The sequence below is a fragment of the Nonomuraea sp. NPDC049607 genome, from assembly GCF_040675375.1.
Lineage (GTDB): Bacteria > Actinomycetota > Actinomycetes > Streptosporangiales > Streptosporangiaceae > Nonomuraea.
Window position 1 is genome coordinate 203,961 of sequence record NZ_JBFAOV010000007.1, and the last position, 13,509, is coordinate 217,469.

15 protein-coding genes are annotated in these 13,509 nt (G+C 72.2%); 8 read left to right on the forward strand and 7 right to left on the reverse strand.

Annotated features, from left to right (window positions below):
• Positions 1–8: 8 nt before the first annotated feature.
• A complete protein-coding gene (locus AB0J97_RS16790) occupies positions 9–1,004 on the forward strand; it encodes a LacI family DNA-binding transcriptional regulator (RefSeq protein ID WP_357694935.1) in 996 nt (331 codons plus the stop codon).
• Positions 991–1,911, forward strand: a complete 921-nt coding sequence (locus AB0J97_RS16795; RefSeq protein WP_364089206.1) for an aminoglycoside phosphotransferase family protein — start codon at positions 991–993, stop codon at positions 1,909–1,911. The genes AB0J97_RS16790 and AB0J97_RS16795 overlap by 14 nt, the downstream gene beginning before the upstream one ends.
• A 44-nt stretch (positions 1,912–1,955) precedes the next feature.
• Here the strand turns inward: AB0J97_RS16795 and AB0J97_RS16800 are convergent, their stop codons facing one another.
• The 3 genes from AB0J97_RS16800 to AB0J97_RS16810 all read right to left on the reverse strand — a co-directional run bounded on the left by AB0J97_RS16800 (position 1,956) and on the right by AB0J97_RS16810 (position 4,715).
• Positions 1,956–2,591, reverse strand: a complete 636-nt coding sequence (locus tag AB0J97_RS16800) for a tetratricopeptide repeat protein (RefSeq protein ID WP_357694931.1) — start codon at positions 2,589–2,591, stop codon at positions 1,956–1,958.
• Between the two features lie 70 nt (positions 2,592–2,661).
• Positions 2,662–3,651: a LacI family DNA-binding transcriptional regulator gene (locus AB0J97_RS16805; RefSeq protein ID WP_357694929.1), complete on the reverse strand. Its 990-nt coding sequence runs from the start codon at positions 3,649–3,651 to the stop codon at positions 2,662–2,664.
• A 191-nt stretch (positions 3,652–3,842) separates the two neighbouring features.
• Positions 3,843–4,715, reverse strand: a complete 873-nt coding sequence (locus AB0J97_RS16810; RefSeq protein WP_364089209.1) for a sugar kinase — start codon at positions 4,713–4,715, stop codon at positions 3,843–3,845.
• Between the two features lie 190 nt (positions 4,716–4,905).
• Between AB0J97_RS16810 and AB0J97_RS16815 the strand changes: the two genes are divergently transcribed.
• The 4 genes from AB0J97_RS16815 (at position 4,906) to AB0J97_RS16830 (ending at position 7,563) form a co-directional block, all read left to right on the forward strand.
• On the forward strand, positions 4,906–5,646 hold the full coding sequence (locus AB0J97_RS16815) for a hypothetical protein (RefSeq protein WP_364089212.1): 741 nt from the start codon (positions 4,906–4,908) through the stop codon (positions 5,644–5,646).
• Positions 5,647–5,819: 173 nt separating this feature from the next.
• On the forward strand, positions 5,820–6,503 hold the full coding sequence (locus AB0J97_RS16820; RefSeq protein ID WP_364089215.1) for a DUF4344 domain-containing metallopeptidase: 684 nt from the start codon (positions 5,820–5,822) through the stop codon (positions 6,501–6,503).
• A gap of 16 nt (positions 6,504–6,519) precedes the next feature.
• The gene (locus AB0J97_RS16825; protein ID WP_357694921.1) at positions 6,520–7,221 is read left to right on the forward strand and encodes a maleylpyruvate isomerase family mycothiol-dependent enzyme; all 702 of its coding nucleotides are present in this window, start codon (positions 6,520–6,522) and stop codon (positions 7,219–7,221) included.
• Between the two features lie 12 nt (positions 7,222–7,233).
• Entirely contained in the window at positions 7,234–7,563 is a 330-nt protein-coding gene (locus AB0J97_RS16830; RefSeq protein WP_364089219.1) for a DUF6343 family protein, read from the forward strand.
• Here the strand turns inward: AB0J97_RS16830 and AB0J97_RS16835 are convergent.
• The 3 genes from AB0J97_RS16835 to AB0J97_RS16845 form a co-directional block, all read right to left on the reverse strand.
• Positions 7,471–7,710, reverse strand: coding sequence for a DUF3040 domain-containing protein (locus AB0J97_RS16835; RefSeq protein WP_364089222.1), 240 nt, complete (start codon positions 7,708–7,710; stop codon positions 7,471–7,473). The genes AB0J97_RS16830 and AB0J97_RS16835 overlap by 93 nt on opposite strands.
• Before the next feature lie 154 nt (positions 7,711–7,864).
• Positions 7,865–8,110, reverse strand: a complete 246-nt coding sequence (locus AB0J97_RS16840; RefSeq protein ID WP_357694915.1) for a type B 50S ribosomal protein L31 — start codon at positions 8,108–8,110, stop codon at positions 7,865–7,867.
• Positions 8,111–8,138: 28 nt separating this feature from the next.
• On the reverse strand, positions 8,139–8,900 hold the full coding sequence (locus AB0J97_RS16845) for an SDR family oxidoreductase (protein WP_364089225.1): 762 nt from the start codon (positions 8,898–8,900) through the stop codon (positions 8,139–8,141).
• Positions 8,901–8,975: 75 nt separating this feature from the next.
• Here AB0J97_RS16845 and AB0J97_RS16850 point away from each other — a divergent pair, with 75 nt between their 5' ends.
• Positions 8,976–10,196: an MFS transporter gene (locus AB0J97_RS16850; RefSeq protein ID WP_364089228.1), complete on the forward strand. Its 1,221-nt coding sequence runs from the start codon at positions 8,976–8,978 to the stop codon at positions 10,194–10,196.
• 64 nt (positions 10,197–10,260) lie between these two features.
• Entirely contained in the window at positions 10,261–12,096 is a 1,836-nt protein-coding gene (gene recQ, locus AB0J97_RS16855; protein ID WP_364089231.1) for a DNA helicase RecQ, read from the forward strand.
• Between the two features lie 196 nt (positions 12,097–12,292).
• On the opposite strand, the gene AB0J97_RS16860 is transcribed toward recQ, so the two are convergent.
• A complete protein-coding gene (locus tag AB0J97_RS16860; protein ID WP_364089234.1) occupies positions 12,293–12,880 on the reverse strand; it encodes a TIGR03086 family metal-binding protein in 588 nt (195 codons plus the stop codon).
• Between the last annotated feature and the right edge of the window lie 629 nt (positions 12,881–13,509).

The following is a 13,509-nucleotide window of genomic DNA, read 5'->3' on the forward strand; positions in this document are numbered from 1 at the left end:
GTGCAGTCATGAGACGCCCGACGCTGGAGGCGGTCGCCGCCCGCGCGGGCGTCTCCCGCGCGACCGCCTCCAGGGTCGTCAACAACCAGACGACCGTCGCGCCGCACATCCGCGACGCCGTGCAGCGCGCGATCGACGAGCTGGGCTACATCCCCAACTCGGCGGCGCGCAGCCTGGTCACCCAGCGCACCGACTCGATCGCCCTGGTCGTCAGCGAGCCGGGCACCCGGGTCTTCTCCGAGGACCCGATGTTCTCCACGGCGATCAGGTCGGCCAGCTACGAGCTGGAGGCGGTCAACAAGCAAGTCGTGCTGATGCTGGCCTCCTCGCCCAAGAGCCACGCCCGGGTGGAGCGGTACATCTCGGGCGGCCACGTCGACGGCGTCATGCTGATCTCCATGCACGGCGCCGACCCGCTGCCGTCCGCGTTGTCGCGGCTGCGCGTCCCCGTGGTCTCGTACGGGCGGCCGGCCGTGCCGGTGGACATCCCGTTCGTCGACAACGACAACGTGGGCGGGGCCGAGGCGGGGGTGCGGCACCTGGTCGAGTCCGGGCGGCGCAGGATCGCCACGATCGCCGGCCCGCAGGACATGATCGCCGGCCAGGACCGCCTGACCGGCTACCGCAACGTGCTGCGCGACTCCGACCGCCGCTCGATCGTGGCCGTGGGCGACTTCACCAGGGAGTCGGGCGCGATCGCGATGCGCCAGCTCCTCGGCGACGACCCCGCGCTCGACGCCGTGTTCGTGGGCAACGACCTGATGGCCGTCGGTGCGCTCCAGGCGTTGCGCCAGGCCGGGCGGCGGGTGCCCGACGACGTGGCGGTGGTGGGGTTCGACGACATCGAGGCGGCCAAGTACACCGAGCCGCCGCTGACCACGCTGCGGCATCCGATCGCCGAGCAGGCGGCGGCCATGGTCCGGCTGCTGCTCGGCCTCTTCGAGGGCGGCTCGCGGGAACCGGTGATCCTGCCGACCGAGCTGGTGGTCCGTGAGTCGGCCTGAGCGTGCCGGGGCCGCGCGGGCGATCTCCGCGGGCGAGGCCGTGGCCGCCGCCGTCGCGGTGGCCGAGGAGCACGGCATCACGGTGCGCGAGCCCGTCGTGCTGACGGACTCCTACAACCTCAGGATCCACCTGCGGCCGGCGCCGGTCGTGGCGCGGGTGCCCACGGTCACCGCCCTGGCCCGGCTCCGGCCCGAGGAGGCGATGCGGCGGGAGCTGGCGGTCGTGTCGTTCCTGCACGGGCGGGGGGCGCCGGTCGTGCCGCCGAGCGACCTGCTGCCCGCGCGGGTGCACGAGCACGGCGGGACGCCGGTGTCGTACTGGCAGTACGTCGAACACGTCGAACACGCCGAACACGTCGAGCACGACGGGTCTCCGGTGACGCCCGAGGCGTTCGGGCGGGCGCTGCGCGAGCTGCACGAAGAGCTGCGCGGCTTTCCAGGCGCGCTGCCGCGCCTGGGGCCCGTCCTCGACGAGCCCCGGCACCTGCTCGGGCTGCTCTCCGGCGAGCTGGAGCCGGACGTGCTGGCCCGGCTCGCCGAGGCCCGCGACGGGCTGGCCGCCCGGCTGCCCGACGGCGGTCAGGCCGTGCACGGCGACGCGCATCCGGGCAACCTGCTGGTCACGCCCGGCGGCCTGCTGTGGAACGACTTCGAGGAGACCATGTCCGCGCCCGTGGGCTGGGACCTGGCCTGCCTGCTGAGGACCGTCCGGCTCGACGGGCGCGCCGCCGTGCGGGCCTACGGCGCCGATCCCGACGATCCGGCCCTGGCGGTGTTCACGGAGGCGCGGACCTTGCAGGCCGTCCTGTGGACGCTGGTCAGGGCGCTGCGCTTCCCCGAGGAGCGGGCCGCCGCCCGCGCCACCCTCGACGGATGGCTGCGCGACCCCACCCGCCGCACCCGCTGACCGGCACCACGCCCTCCGCGGGGCCGGGGCGGGTCCGGGCGTGGTCAGGCGGGGATGATGGCGCGGGCCTCCTCGACGTGGGCGGCGATGCGGCCGGCGCCGCACGACTCGGCCAGCGCGCGGGCCTCGTCGGCCAGCGCCAGCGCCTCGGCGTGACGTCCCTGGGCGACGGCGATGCGGATCAGCCCGACCTGGTTGGACGCGACCCCCGCCGGATGCCCGAGCTCCCGCCGCAGCCGCGACGACTCCGTCAGCCTCTCGCGCGCCTCGTCGAGCCGCCCGGCCCGGTGGGCGACGATCCCCTGGTGCCTGAGCACCTCCGCGAGCGTGGCGAGGTCGCCCGTCTCCGCGGCCAGCTCCCCGGCGCGCTCGAACAGGGGAACGGCCCGGTCGAGGTCGCCTTCGACGACCTGGTGGAAACAGCCCTCCCAGAACGCCGCCTCGCCCTCCCCGCGCCGGTCGCCGAGCGCCCTGAACAGGGTCGTGGCCCGCTGGAACAGCGGCAGCTCGCGCGGGTCCGCCTCATCCCCTTGCAGCACGCGCCCGTGCAGGACCCGGCCTCTGGCCAGGCACAACGCCGCCTCGACCGCGTCCAGCTCGCGGTCGGACGTCGCGAGCGCCGCGTCGTCCCCGGCGTAGATCCCACGTTCGTAGAGCTCCTGGGCCCGCTCGATCCACATTTGCCCGAACCTAATGGAGGCCGACGCCGCAGACAACGACATCCGGGGCATATGCCTAGCGCGGGAGCGGTCAGCCGCGCGCCCGCGCCGTCGAGGCCCTGACCACCAGCTCCGGCTCGAACAGCAGCTCGTCGGCGGGCACGACCGCCTTGTCGATCTGGGCCACCAGCAGGTCGACGGCGGCCCGGCCCATCGCGTCGATCGGCTGGCGGACCGTGGTCAGCGGCGGCTCGGTGCAGTTCATCAGCGCCGAGTCGTCGAAGCCGATGACCGAGACGTCCCCCGGCACGGTGAGCCCGGCCCGCCTGGCCGCCCGGACGGTGCCGAGCGCGAGCAGGTCGCTGGCGCAGATCACGCCGGTCACCCCCTGCCTGACCAGCCGGGCCGCGGCCGCGTGCCCGCCTTCCAGGGAGAACATCGTGTGCTCGACGAGTCGTGGATCGCCGCCCCCGGCCTCGAACGTCTCCAGCTTGCGCCGGGAGGGCATGTGGTCCTTCGGGCCGAGCACCATGCCGACGCGTTCGTGGCCGAGCGCGCGCAGGTGGGACAGGGCCATCTCGGCGGCCACCACGTCGTCGCAGGAGACCTGCGGGAAGTCCAGCCGCTCGACGGCCGCGTTGACCAGGACGGTCGGCAGCTTGCGCTCGTGCAGCAGCTCGTAGTGGTCGTGCGAGGCGTCGGCCTGGGCGTAGAGGCCGCCGGCGAAGACCACGCCGCTGACCTGCTGCTGGAGCAACAGGTCGACGTAGTCGGCCTCGGAGACGCCGCCGACCGTGCGGGTGCACAGCACCGAGGTGAAGCCCTGCTGGGCCAGGGCGCCGCCGACGACCTCCGCGAAGGCGGGGAAGATCGGGTTCTGCAGCTCGGGGAGCACCAGGCCGACCAGGCGGGCCCGGTCGCCGCGCAACTGGGTGGGACGCTCGTAGCCGAGCACGTCGAGCGCGGTCAGCACGGCCTCGCGCGTGGCGTCGGACACACCCGGCTTGCCGTTGAGCACGCGGCTGACCGTCGCCTCGCTCACCCCGACCTTCTTCGCCACCTCTGCGAGTCGTCGCGTCATGGGCAAACTATACGGCCTCCCACGCAAGCGCTTGCGATCACTTACGTAGCCCGCGCCCGGCGATCCCACTCCCGCCCAGGACGGCCTTCCCGGCAATTTCGGCGTATCGGCCGGACGAAATGCGGGGTGCCGCACGACAATTGCCCGTCAAATGTTTGCGCAATCACGTCAAGCCGTTGCGAAATTCTGCGTCACAGCTCCGCCCTGGTCGGCAAACCCTGCCAGTCGCTCACGCTCGTCATCGCCGCCGCGCCCAGCAGCGCGCCTCGCTGCAACCGCTCCTGCGGGGTCAGACCGTCGAGCGCGGCGCTGATGTAGCCGGCCGCGAACGCCTCGCCCGAGCCCGCCATGTCCACCACGGGAACCTGCGGGACGGTCACGTCGTAACGCATGCGGTCGGCGCGCACGCTGGCGCCCTTCGCACCCCGGTTGACGACGACCTCGCGCTCGGGGGTGAGGGCGGGTTTGACCAGGTCCAGCTCGTCCTGGGCGAGGAAGAGCAGGTGGGAGCGGCAGGCCAGCTCGCCGAGCACCTCCTCGGCCTCCCGGACGGAGGGCCACAGCTCGGGCACGTAGTCGACGGAGAAGGAGATCATGACGCCGGCCGTCCGCGCCGCGCTCATGGCGGCGTGCACGGCGTCGAGCGCGTCCATGCCCAGGGCCGCCGTGACGCCGGTCACGTGCAGCATCTTCGCCGCGCCCACCCGGTCCACCGGCACGTTGCCAGGCGACAGCCGCGACCCGGCCGAACGGGTGCGGTACTGGGCCGTCACCGGCTCGCGGCCGACGCGCACCTCCCTGAGCACCATCCCGGTACGCGCCCCTTCGACCACCCGCACGTCCCCGACGTCCACGCCCTCGCCCTTGAGCACGGTCAGCGCCCTGGCGCCCAGCTCGTCGTCCCCCACCCGGCCGGCGTACGCGCAGCGGTGACCCAGCCTGGACAGGGCGATGACCAGGGTGAACTCGGGACCGCAGACGTCCAGCCTGGCATCGTTCTCGTGCCGCACCCGGCCGCTGGAGACGACGCCGAGCGGCTCGCCCAGCGCGTAGACGTCTGTCATGGGCCAGACTGTAGTTGGTCACGGCAGTGCTGAATGATTTTTTTGCATAGGTCCTGGTTAGGACCGTGATCAAATATTTTCTGTATCTTTAGCGAACCTTTTTCCCAACTCGTGCCTCAAAGTAGTAGAGGAAGCCGGCGCGCCCCGGTGCCGGCTTCGAGTCGATACGGGGAGAGGAATCAGCACCCTCATGAGAAAGATCGCAGTAGGAATCATCACCGCCTTCGTCGGCGGGGCCATGTTGGTTTCCGGCGCGGGCGCCGCCTCCGCCACCGCGACCAAGCACGCCACGGAGCTCAAGATCCGTGACATCACCCCCAACCCGGTCGTGGTGAAGGCCGGCAGCGAGACCACCGCGTACTTCGACATCGGGGCCAGCTCCGACGTCCAGAAGGTCACGCTGAGCGTGGCGCCGGAGGGCGACGTCCGCACCTTCCGCGCCAAGGACGTCAAGGACCTTCAGGGCTGGCGCTTCGCCGTCCCGTTCAACGAGGGCGACTTCGCCGGCAAGTGGAAGGCCACCGCTGTGGCCTTCGACAAGGACAACAAGCAGGTCGCCACCGACTCGGCGTTCTTCAACGTCGAGATCCAGAAGGGCAAGGCCGACACCCGCGTCTCGCGCTTCACGGCCGACCCCTACAAGGTCCGTCAGGGCCGCTCGATCTACTTCTCCGGTCGCCTTCAGGTCGATGACGAAGGCTGGGAGGGCCTGCGCGGCGAGAAGGTCAGCGTCTACTACCGCGCCGACGGCTCCAGCGGCTGGAAGTGGGTCGCCTCCACCACGACCAAGTGGGGCGGCAAGTTCTCCGCCAAGACCCGCGCCTGGAAGAGCGGCACGTTCAAGGCCGTCTACGAGGGCAACGACGAGCTCAACGGCTCCGAGAGCCGTCGCGACTACGTCAAGGTCTACCGTTCCTGGCACCACCGGTAATTGATCGTCTGAGGCCCGGTTCCCCTGGTGGGAGCCGGGCCTTCGGCTTTTCCGGATTCCTTTACCCGCACCGGGGTTTATCGATCACCGGATCGCCGCATGGACTGTCCCATTTGCAAAGGAGGCGGCACGCCGCCTCACGGACAGCGCGTCGATCCGACAGGAGCCCTTATATGCCCAACCCCCTGATCGCCCTCGTCCTGAGCCTGACGAGCACGCTGGGGGCGGCGCCTTCGGTGCGTTACGAACCCGCCGGCACGGCCCGCGAGCAACACGCCAGGAAGCTCCTGAAGGACAGCGGCGCGCTGCGGCCCCGGCTCGGCGGGGTCCAGGTCGTGACCCGCGGCTGCGACGCCCCCCGCGCCCGCTGGGACGGCGGCAAGCGGCGGATCACGATCTGCTACTCCCTGGTCAACAAGATCGACCGGACGCTCACCGGCATCTCCGAGACCGAGGAGGCCGACCGGCGCACCACCGCCGGCCGCGTGGACGGCGCGCTGGCCGCCCTCTACCACCACCAGCTCGGCCACGCCCTGGCCGCGCTCAACGGCCTGCCCGCCGACGAGCAGCAGGCCGACCGGTTCGCCGCGCTGACGCTCGCCGCGCGCGACGGCGGGCACGTGGTGGCCGCCGCCGAGGCCCGCCACCTGCTGGCCGCCCACACCGACGCGGACCACCTGTCGGGGACGGCCGCGTCCGCCACCTTCGCCTGCCTGCTGTACGGCGCCGACCCCGTCAAGTACGCCCGCATCGCCAAGGGCGGCTGGGTTCCGGCCGAGCGCGCCCCTTCCTGCCGCGCCGAGTACGAGCAGGCCAGGTCGGCTCTGGGCTCCCTGGCCGTGAAAGTCGAGGCGTGAGGGGTACGTCCGGTGTATGGCTGAGGAGCTGCTCCGAGAGTTCGACCCGTTCGACATCTTCGACACCGAGGCGGCCCGGCTCGACCGGTTCTTCGACGGGCTCGACGAGGCGGGCTGGGCGCGTCCGTCCCGCTGTGCCGGGTGGTCGGTCCGGGACGTGCTCGCCCACCTGGCGGGTGAGGAGGCGTACAACCACGCCTGCCTCGACGGCACCGTGCAGGAGCTGCTGACCCGGGTGGCCGCCGAGGGGGTGACCGGGTTCAACGACTTCAACGAGTGGTCCGTACGGCAGCGTCGTGACGTGCCCGTCGAGACGGTGCTCCAGGAGTGGCGCACCAAGAACGGCGAGACGCGCGAACGTATGCGGGCACTCGGCCGCGACGCGACGATCGACACGATGGCGGGCCCGTACCCGGTGGGGTTGCAGACCTTCCACTACGACTCCGAGTACGCCACCCACGCCGATGACGTCGGCGCGCCGGTCTCGCAGGAGGAGATCGACCACCGGACGTTCTGGCGGGTGGCCGTCGGGCGGTTCGTGCTGGCCGAGCAGGACTCGAAGGCGCAGGTGGAGCAGACGGCCGAGCAGATCTGGGTGAGCGTCGACCAGGGCAGCGCGTCGCTGTCGTACCCGGAGTTCGTGGAGGCGACCGTGGGGCGGCTGCCGACCGACGGGCTCGACCCGCGGGTCGCCGCCGCGCTGCGGTGCCTGGCCTGAGAGGAGAGCGGCATGTGGCTGCGTGACCGCGAGGGCTCCGAGCCGGTGACCGCGCGCAGTCCGCTGCGCGCCAGGCGCATCCTGTCGTGGATCGCCCTGGTGGTCGCCGTGGTCGCGGCGGTCTTCTTCGTGACCCGCGCGATGTCCACGGGACAGCAGGTGTGGGTCTGGGAGGCCGCCATCGCCGCCGCGGTGGCCGTGGTGGCCGCCGTGGACCTGGCGGTGCTCAGACGCCGCCGCGCCCGGCCGTCAGGTGGTGAGCACGGCCAGCAGGAGCAGCAGGATCACGGCGGCGGCCACCCCGAAGATGATCCAGACATGGGTCAGCGCCCACACTCGTAGCCGGTCACCGCAGGCATGCGGATAGTCGATTCCGTCGGACTCGATCCTGTTGATCGCCGCCACGCGCCGGGCCAGCTCGGGGTCGTCCCGTTCGAGGCCCTGCTCGATCTCAGCGAGGAGGCGGCGTTCCCTTCCAGAGAGACCCATCGCGATCACCATTGCTCCCACGCCGGTGAAAGCCTTGTACCCACCAGTAGCCCCAGCATGCCCGCCTCGCGCGTCCTTGGCATGACATGCCGAAACCCCCGGCCGCTCCGGCCGGAAGGCAGGGAGCGGACAGGGGCGGGTCAAGCTTCGGCTGTCATTTCCTGCCGTAGCGCTGGTTGAAGCGCTCGACGCGGCCCTCGGTGTCGAGGACGCGGCTGCGGCCGGTGTAGAACGGGTGGCTGGCCGACGACACGTCGACGTCCACGACCGGGTAGGTCCTGCCGTCCTCCCACTCGACGGTCCTGCTGCTCGTCAGGGTCGAGCGGGTGAGGATGGCGAAGCCGGCGCTCGGGTCGCGGAAGACGACCGGACGGTACGAGGGGTGCAGGTTCTTCTTCATGCCCCTCTCAACCGGGTGACAATGGTTTTCATTCCCTGGCTTCCGGGTCGATCCCGAGGACGGTCCGGCCGCCGTCCACGGGGATCGTCGCACCGTTGACGAAGGAGGCCTCCGGCGACAGCAGGTGCGCCACGACCGAGGCCACCTCGTCCGGGTGGGCGACCCGGCCCAGGGGGTGCACCCTGGCCATCTCGCGCTCGACCTCCACGACCTCGTCCGCGGTCCTGGAGGCCAGGAAGTCCTCGTAGCGTTCGGTGGCCACCGAACCCGGCGCGACGGCGTTGACCCTGATGCCGTACCGCCCGTACTCGACGGCCAGCGACCTGGTCAGGCCCTCGGTCGCGGCCTTCGCCGTGGCGTAGGGCAGGCTGCCGGGCACCGCCCTCGTGGCCTGGTGCGAGGTGACGTTGACGATCGCCCCGGGCGTGCCCGCCGCCAGGAACCGACGGACGGCCACCGCGCAGCCCACCAGCGCCAGGTCCAGGTTGGCCGCGACCAGCTCCCTGACCTCGGCGATCGGGGCGTCGTGCACGGAGGCGTCACGGAAGATCGCCGCGTTGTTGACCCAGCCCGCCAGCGTGCCGGCCTCCTGGGCCCGGTCGGCGGCCCAGGCGGCCAGCTCCTCGTCGGCCGCGTCGCCCACCACGGGGATGACGCGGGGGCCCGTCCAGGACAGCGAGCCGCCGTCGCGGTCGATGACGACGACGGTGTCCTTCTCCCCCAGGAGCCGCTGGACCACGGCCTTCCCGATGCCACGCCCGCCGCCGGTCACCACATAGGAAAGACTCATGCGTCCGACGCTACTCGGTCCCGGAGTGACCCTTGTCACCGTATTTCCGGCTGGTGAACGGGAACGAACCAGTGCGTGATCGCCGTACCCGGTCCGAGGTCGCCGGCTTTCGTGGTCGGGGCGCTCGCGATCACGCAGACGGCCGGCTACGGCGTGCTCTACTACGCGTTCTCGGTGCTCATCCCGCCGATGGCCCGCGACCTGCGGACCGGGATCGCCCAGCTCACCGGGGCGATCACGGTGGCGGTGCTGGTGTCCGCCCTGTTCGCGCCGCTCGTCGGACGCCGGCTCGACCGGCACGGGGGCCGCGCGCTGATGACGGCCGGGTCCCTGCTGGGCGGGCTCGCGGTGCTCGCGTGGTCGCAGGTGCGCACGGTGACGCAGCTCTACCTGGTGTGCGCGGTGCTCGGGGCCGCCTCGGCCATGGTGCTCTACGAGGCCGCCTTCGCGGTGATCGTCGCCTGGTTCGACGCGGCCCGGCGGGCGCGCGCGCTGCTGGCCGTGACGGTGGTGGCCGGGTTCGCCTCCAGCATCTTCCTGCCGCTGACGGGCCTCCTCGTGGACCGGTACGGCTGGCGGCGGGCGCTGGTCGTCCTGGCCGCCGGGTACGCGCTGACGGCCGTGCCGCTGCACGCTCTCGCCCTTCGGGGGCGGCGGGCGTCCGCGCCGCGGGCCCGGCGGCGCGAGATCGTCGGCTCCGCGCTGCGCGAACGGCCGTTCTGGCTGCTCGTGGCCGCCTTCCTGGCCCAGACGGGGGCGGTGGCGGTCATGGGGGTGCTGCTGGTGACGTACCTGATCGCGCTCGGGCATCCGCCGGTGTTCGCGGCGAGCGTGGCCGGGCTGCTCGGCGTGCTGTCGGTGACCGGGCGGCTGGTCACGACGGGGCTGCGGAGCCGGTGGCCGGTGGCGCTGGTCACGGCGGCGATGTTCGCCGTCCAGGGAGTGGCCGCGCTGCTGCTGCCGCTGGCGGGCGACAGCGTCGCGGGGGCGGTCGCGGGGGTGGTGCTGTTCGGGCTGGGGTTCGGGGTGGCCACGATCGCCCGTCCCGCGCTGCTGGCCGACCGGTACGGCACGACCGCGTACGCGACGCTGAGCGGCGCGCTCGCCCTGCCCGTCACGGTGGCCAAGGCGGTGGCCCCGCTGCTGTCGGCGGCGGTGGCGCAGATCGCCGGATATCCGGCGGTGATGGCCTCGGTGGCGGCGGCGTGCGTGCTCGGAGCGCTCTCGCTGGTGGCCTACGATCGGTACGGGCGGGCGCCGGAGCAGGAGGCCGCGCTGCCCGCCGAGCCGGCCTGAGACCCGCGGTCCGCCGTCGGCGGAACTGACGGAACGTCGATCGACGACCACGTAAGGTAGCCGCATGGATACCCCCACCGAGGTTCTCCACCGCGTCTTCGGTTACGACTCGTTCAGGGCGGGTCAGCAGGAGATCATCGACCATGTCGTCGGCGGCGGCGACGCGCTGGTGCTCATGCCCACCGGCGGCGGCAAGTCCCTGTGCTACCAGATCCCGGCCCTCGTGCGCCCCGGGGTGGGGGTCGTCGTCTCGCCGCTCATCGCGCTCATGCAGGACCAGGTCGACGCGCTGCGCGCGCTCGGCGTGCGGGCCGGTTTCCTCAACTCCACCCAAGACTTCGACGAGCGCCAGCTCGTGGAGGCCGAGTTCCTGGCCGGCGAGCTCGACCTGCTCTACCTCGCGCCCGAGCGGCTGCGCGTCGAGGCCACGATGCGGCTGCTGGCCAAGGGCGAGATCTCGATGTTCGCCATCGACGAGGCCCACTGCGTGTCGCAGTGGGGCCACGACTTCCGCCCCGACTACCTGGCCCTGTCGGAGCTGCGCGAGCGCTGGCCGCAGGTGCCGCGCATCGCGCTGACCGCCACCGCCACCCCGGCCACCCACGCCGAGATCTCCACCCGGCTCGGCCTCGACGAGGCCCGCCATTTCGTGGCCGGCTTCGACCGGCCCAACATCCACTACCGCATCACGTCCAAGAGCGATCCCAAGCGGCAGCTCCTCGACTTCCTGCGCACCGAGCACCCGGGCGACTCCGGCATCGTCTACTGTCTGTCGCGCTCGTCGGTGGAGAAGATCGCCGCGTTCCTGGCCGATCACGGCATCGCGGCGGTGCCGTACCACGCGGGGCTCGACGCCCGCACCCGCGCCGCCCACCAGTCCCGCTTCCTGCGCGAGGACGGGCTGATCGTGGTGGCCACCATCGCGTTCGGCATGGGCATCGACAAGCCCGACGTGCGGTTCGTCGCCCACCTCGACCTGCCCAAGTCGGTCGAGGGCTACTACCAGGAGACCGGCCGGGCCGGGCGCGACGGCCTGCCCGCGACCGCCTGGATGGCCTACGGCCTCCAGGACGTCGTCCAGCACCGGCGCATGGCCCTGGAGGGCGACGACGCCCACCGCCGCCGCCAGGTCCTCCACCTCGACGCCATGCTGGCGCTGTGCGAGACGGCCGGCTGCCGCCGGGTCATGCTGCTCGACTACTTCGGGCAGAAGGGCGCCGAGCCCTGCGGCAACTGCGACACCTGCCAGAGCCCGCCCGAGTCCTGGGACGGCACGATCGCCGCCCAGAAGGTGCTGTCCACCGTGCTCCGGCTCAAGCGGGAACGCGGCCAGAATTTCGGCGTCGGCCAGGTGGTCGACATCCTGCTCGGCAAGAAGACGGCCAAGGTGCTCCAGCACGGCCACGACTCACTGACCGTGTTCGGCGTGGGCACCGACCTGGGCAACGCCGAGTGGCACGGCGTGGCGCGGCAACTGCTGGCCCAGGGCCTGCTCGCGGTGGAGTCCGACCACGGCACGCTGGTGCTCACCGACGCCAGCGCCGACGTGCTGCGCGGGCAGCGGGAGGTGCCGCTGCGCCGGGAGACCGCCCGTCCGGCGTCCCGGGCGTCCAGGTCGTCCGGGTCGTCCGGGGCGAAGGGGCAGCCGGTCGCCGAGCTTTCCGCAGAGGCGGCGCCGCTGTTCGAGCGGCTGCGGGCCTGGCGGGGCGCCGTCGCCAAGGAACAGGGCGTGCCCGCGTACGTCATCTTCCACGACGCCACGCTGCGGGAGATCGCCACGTCGGCGCCGTCCTCACTGGCGGAGCTGAGCCGGGTCAACGGGGTCGGGGAGAACAAACTCGCCAAATACGGTGACCAGGTTCTGGAGGTCGTCGCGGCGGCGGCCGCCGAAGACGCCTGACACCGTTTCCGCCTCCGGCCTCCGTGGAGGTGCGGTTCGGGGTGATGGCGACGGCCGCACGAAGAACGGTCGTCGCCATCACGTGGGCCGGCCCGGTCGAGGTGTCTGGCCCGCGACCGGCCGGACGGCTGTCGGGCCCCGTGTCCCTCTTTGATCGTACGGGGTGCCGCCACCGAGTGGGGGGCCGGTCATGCCGTCAGTGCGGGGCGCGGCCGAGGTAGGCGAGGAGGTGTTCCTGGGCGGTGGCCAGCGGGGGCGGCCGGAGCCGGGCGGCGAAGCGGAACGGGCGGTCCTCGTCGGTGACGAACAGGTGGGCCAGGTCCAGCAGTTCTTCCGCCAGGGCGTGCGGGATCGGGCGGTGTTCGCCGCAGGCTCGCGCGATGTCCCAGCCGTGCACGGTGATCTCGATGGCGCCCGCCGCGGCGACCATCGGCGTCGTCATCGGCACGTTCCCCACGGAGATCATCTCGGCCTGGATCGTACCCGTCCAGGTGCCGAGCACTTCGGTCGCGCCGTCCCTGAGCAGCAGGGCCGGGTTGCCGGGCGCGGGGCCGCCGACGGTGACGGGCCTGCGGGCAGGGGCGATGTGGCCCAGCGCGGCCTCGTTCAGGGCCTCGAAGGAGTCGTGCATGTGGTCCAGGAGCGCCTGGAGGCTCCAGTGGGAGCACGGGGTGGGGCGGCACAGCACGTGGGGGCTGACTATGCGGAGGCTGCCCAAGGTGTAGTCGATGGCCCGCTCAAGCAGCGCCACCCCTGCCGTCAATGCCCGTGCCCGTTCGTTCATGTCGCCTCCTCGGTTCATGCAGACCTTGGGGATGGCGGAAATTCATCGGCCGTCGCGGCCGGGAGCCGAGGGTCAGGGCCGGGAGCGCCGCGAGCCGGGGCCGGGAGCGCCGGGCGCCGAGGGGCGGGGCCGGGAGTGCCGGGAGCCGCGGGCCTTCCGGTGCTTGGGGAGCAGCGCGTTCCACTGCACAGGCCCCCCACGCACACAGCCCCGCCCCCACAAGGCCCACAGTGCCGAAGGGCCGGGGGCCGCGGGGTCTTCCGGTGTTTGGGGGACAGTCCGTTCCACTGCACAGGCCCCCCACACACACAAGGCCCGTGTGCTTGCGGGGGTGGGGCTCAGGTGGCTCTTGGGTTGGGATGTGGGTGGCGCTTGTTTCGCTGGAACCTTTGGGCGGGTGGCGGGGTATGTGAGGGCATGAGGAAGATAGCGACGTTTTCGGTGGTGGCGCTCCTGCTGGCGAGCGGGTGTGCGGGGTGCGGTGGTTCCGGAGGGTCGCCAGTCGCGAGTGGTGGTGGCGTTGGGGCTCTGTCCGGGGGCGAGGGGAGCTCATCCCCGGGGCTCACCCCGAGCGGGAGCACGCCGAGCGGGAGTGGAAGCCCGGAGACGGATGGGCGGCCGGACGGAGG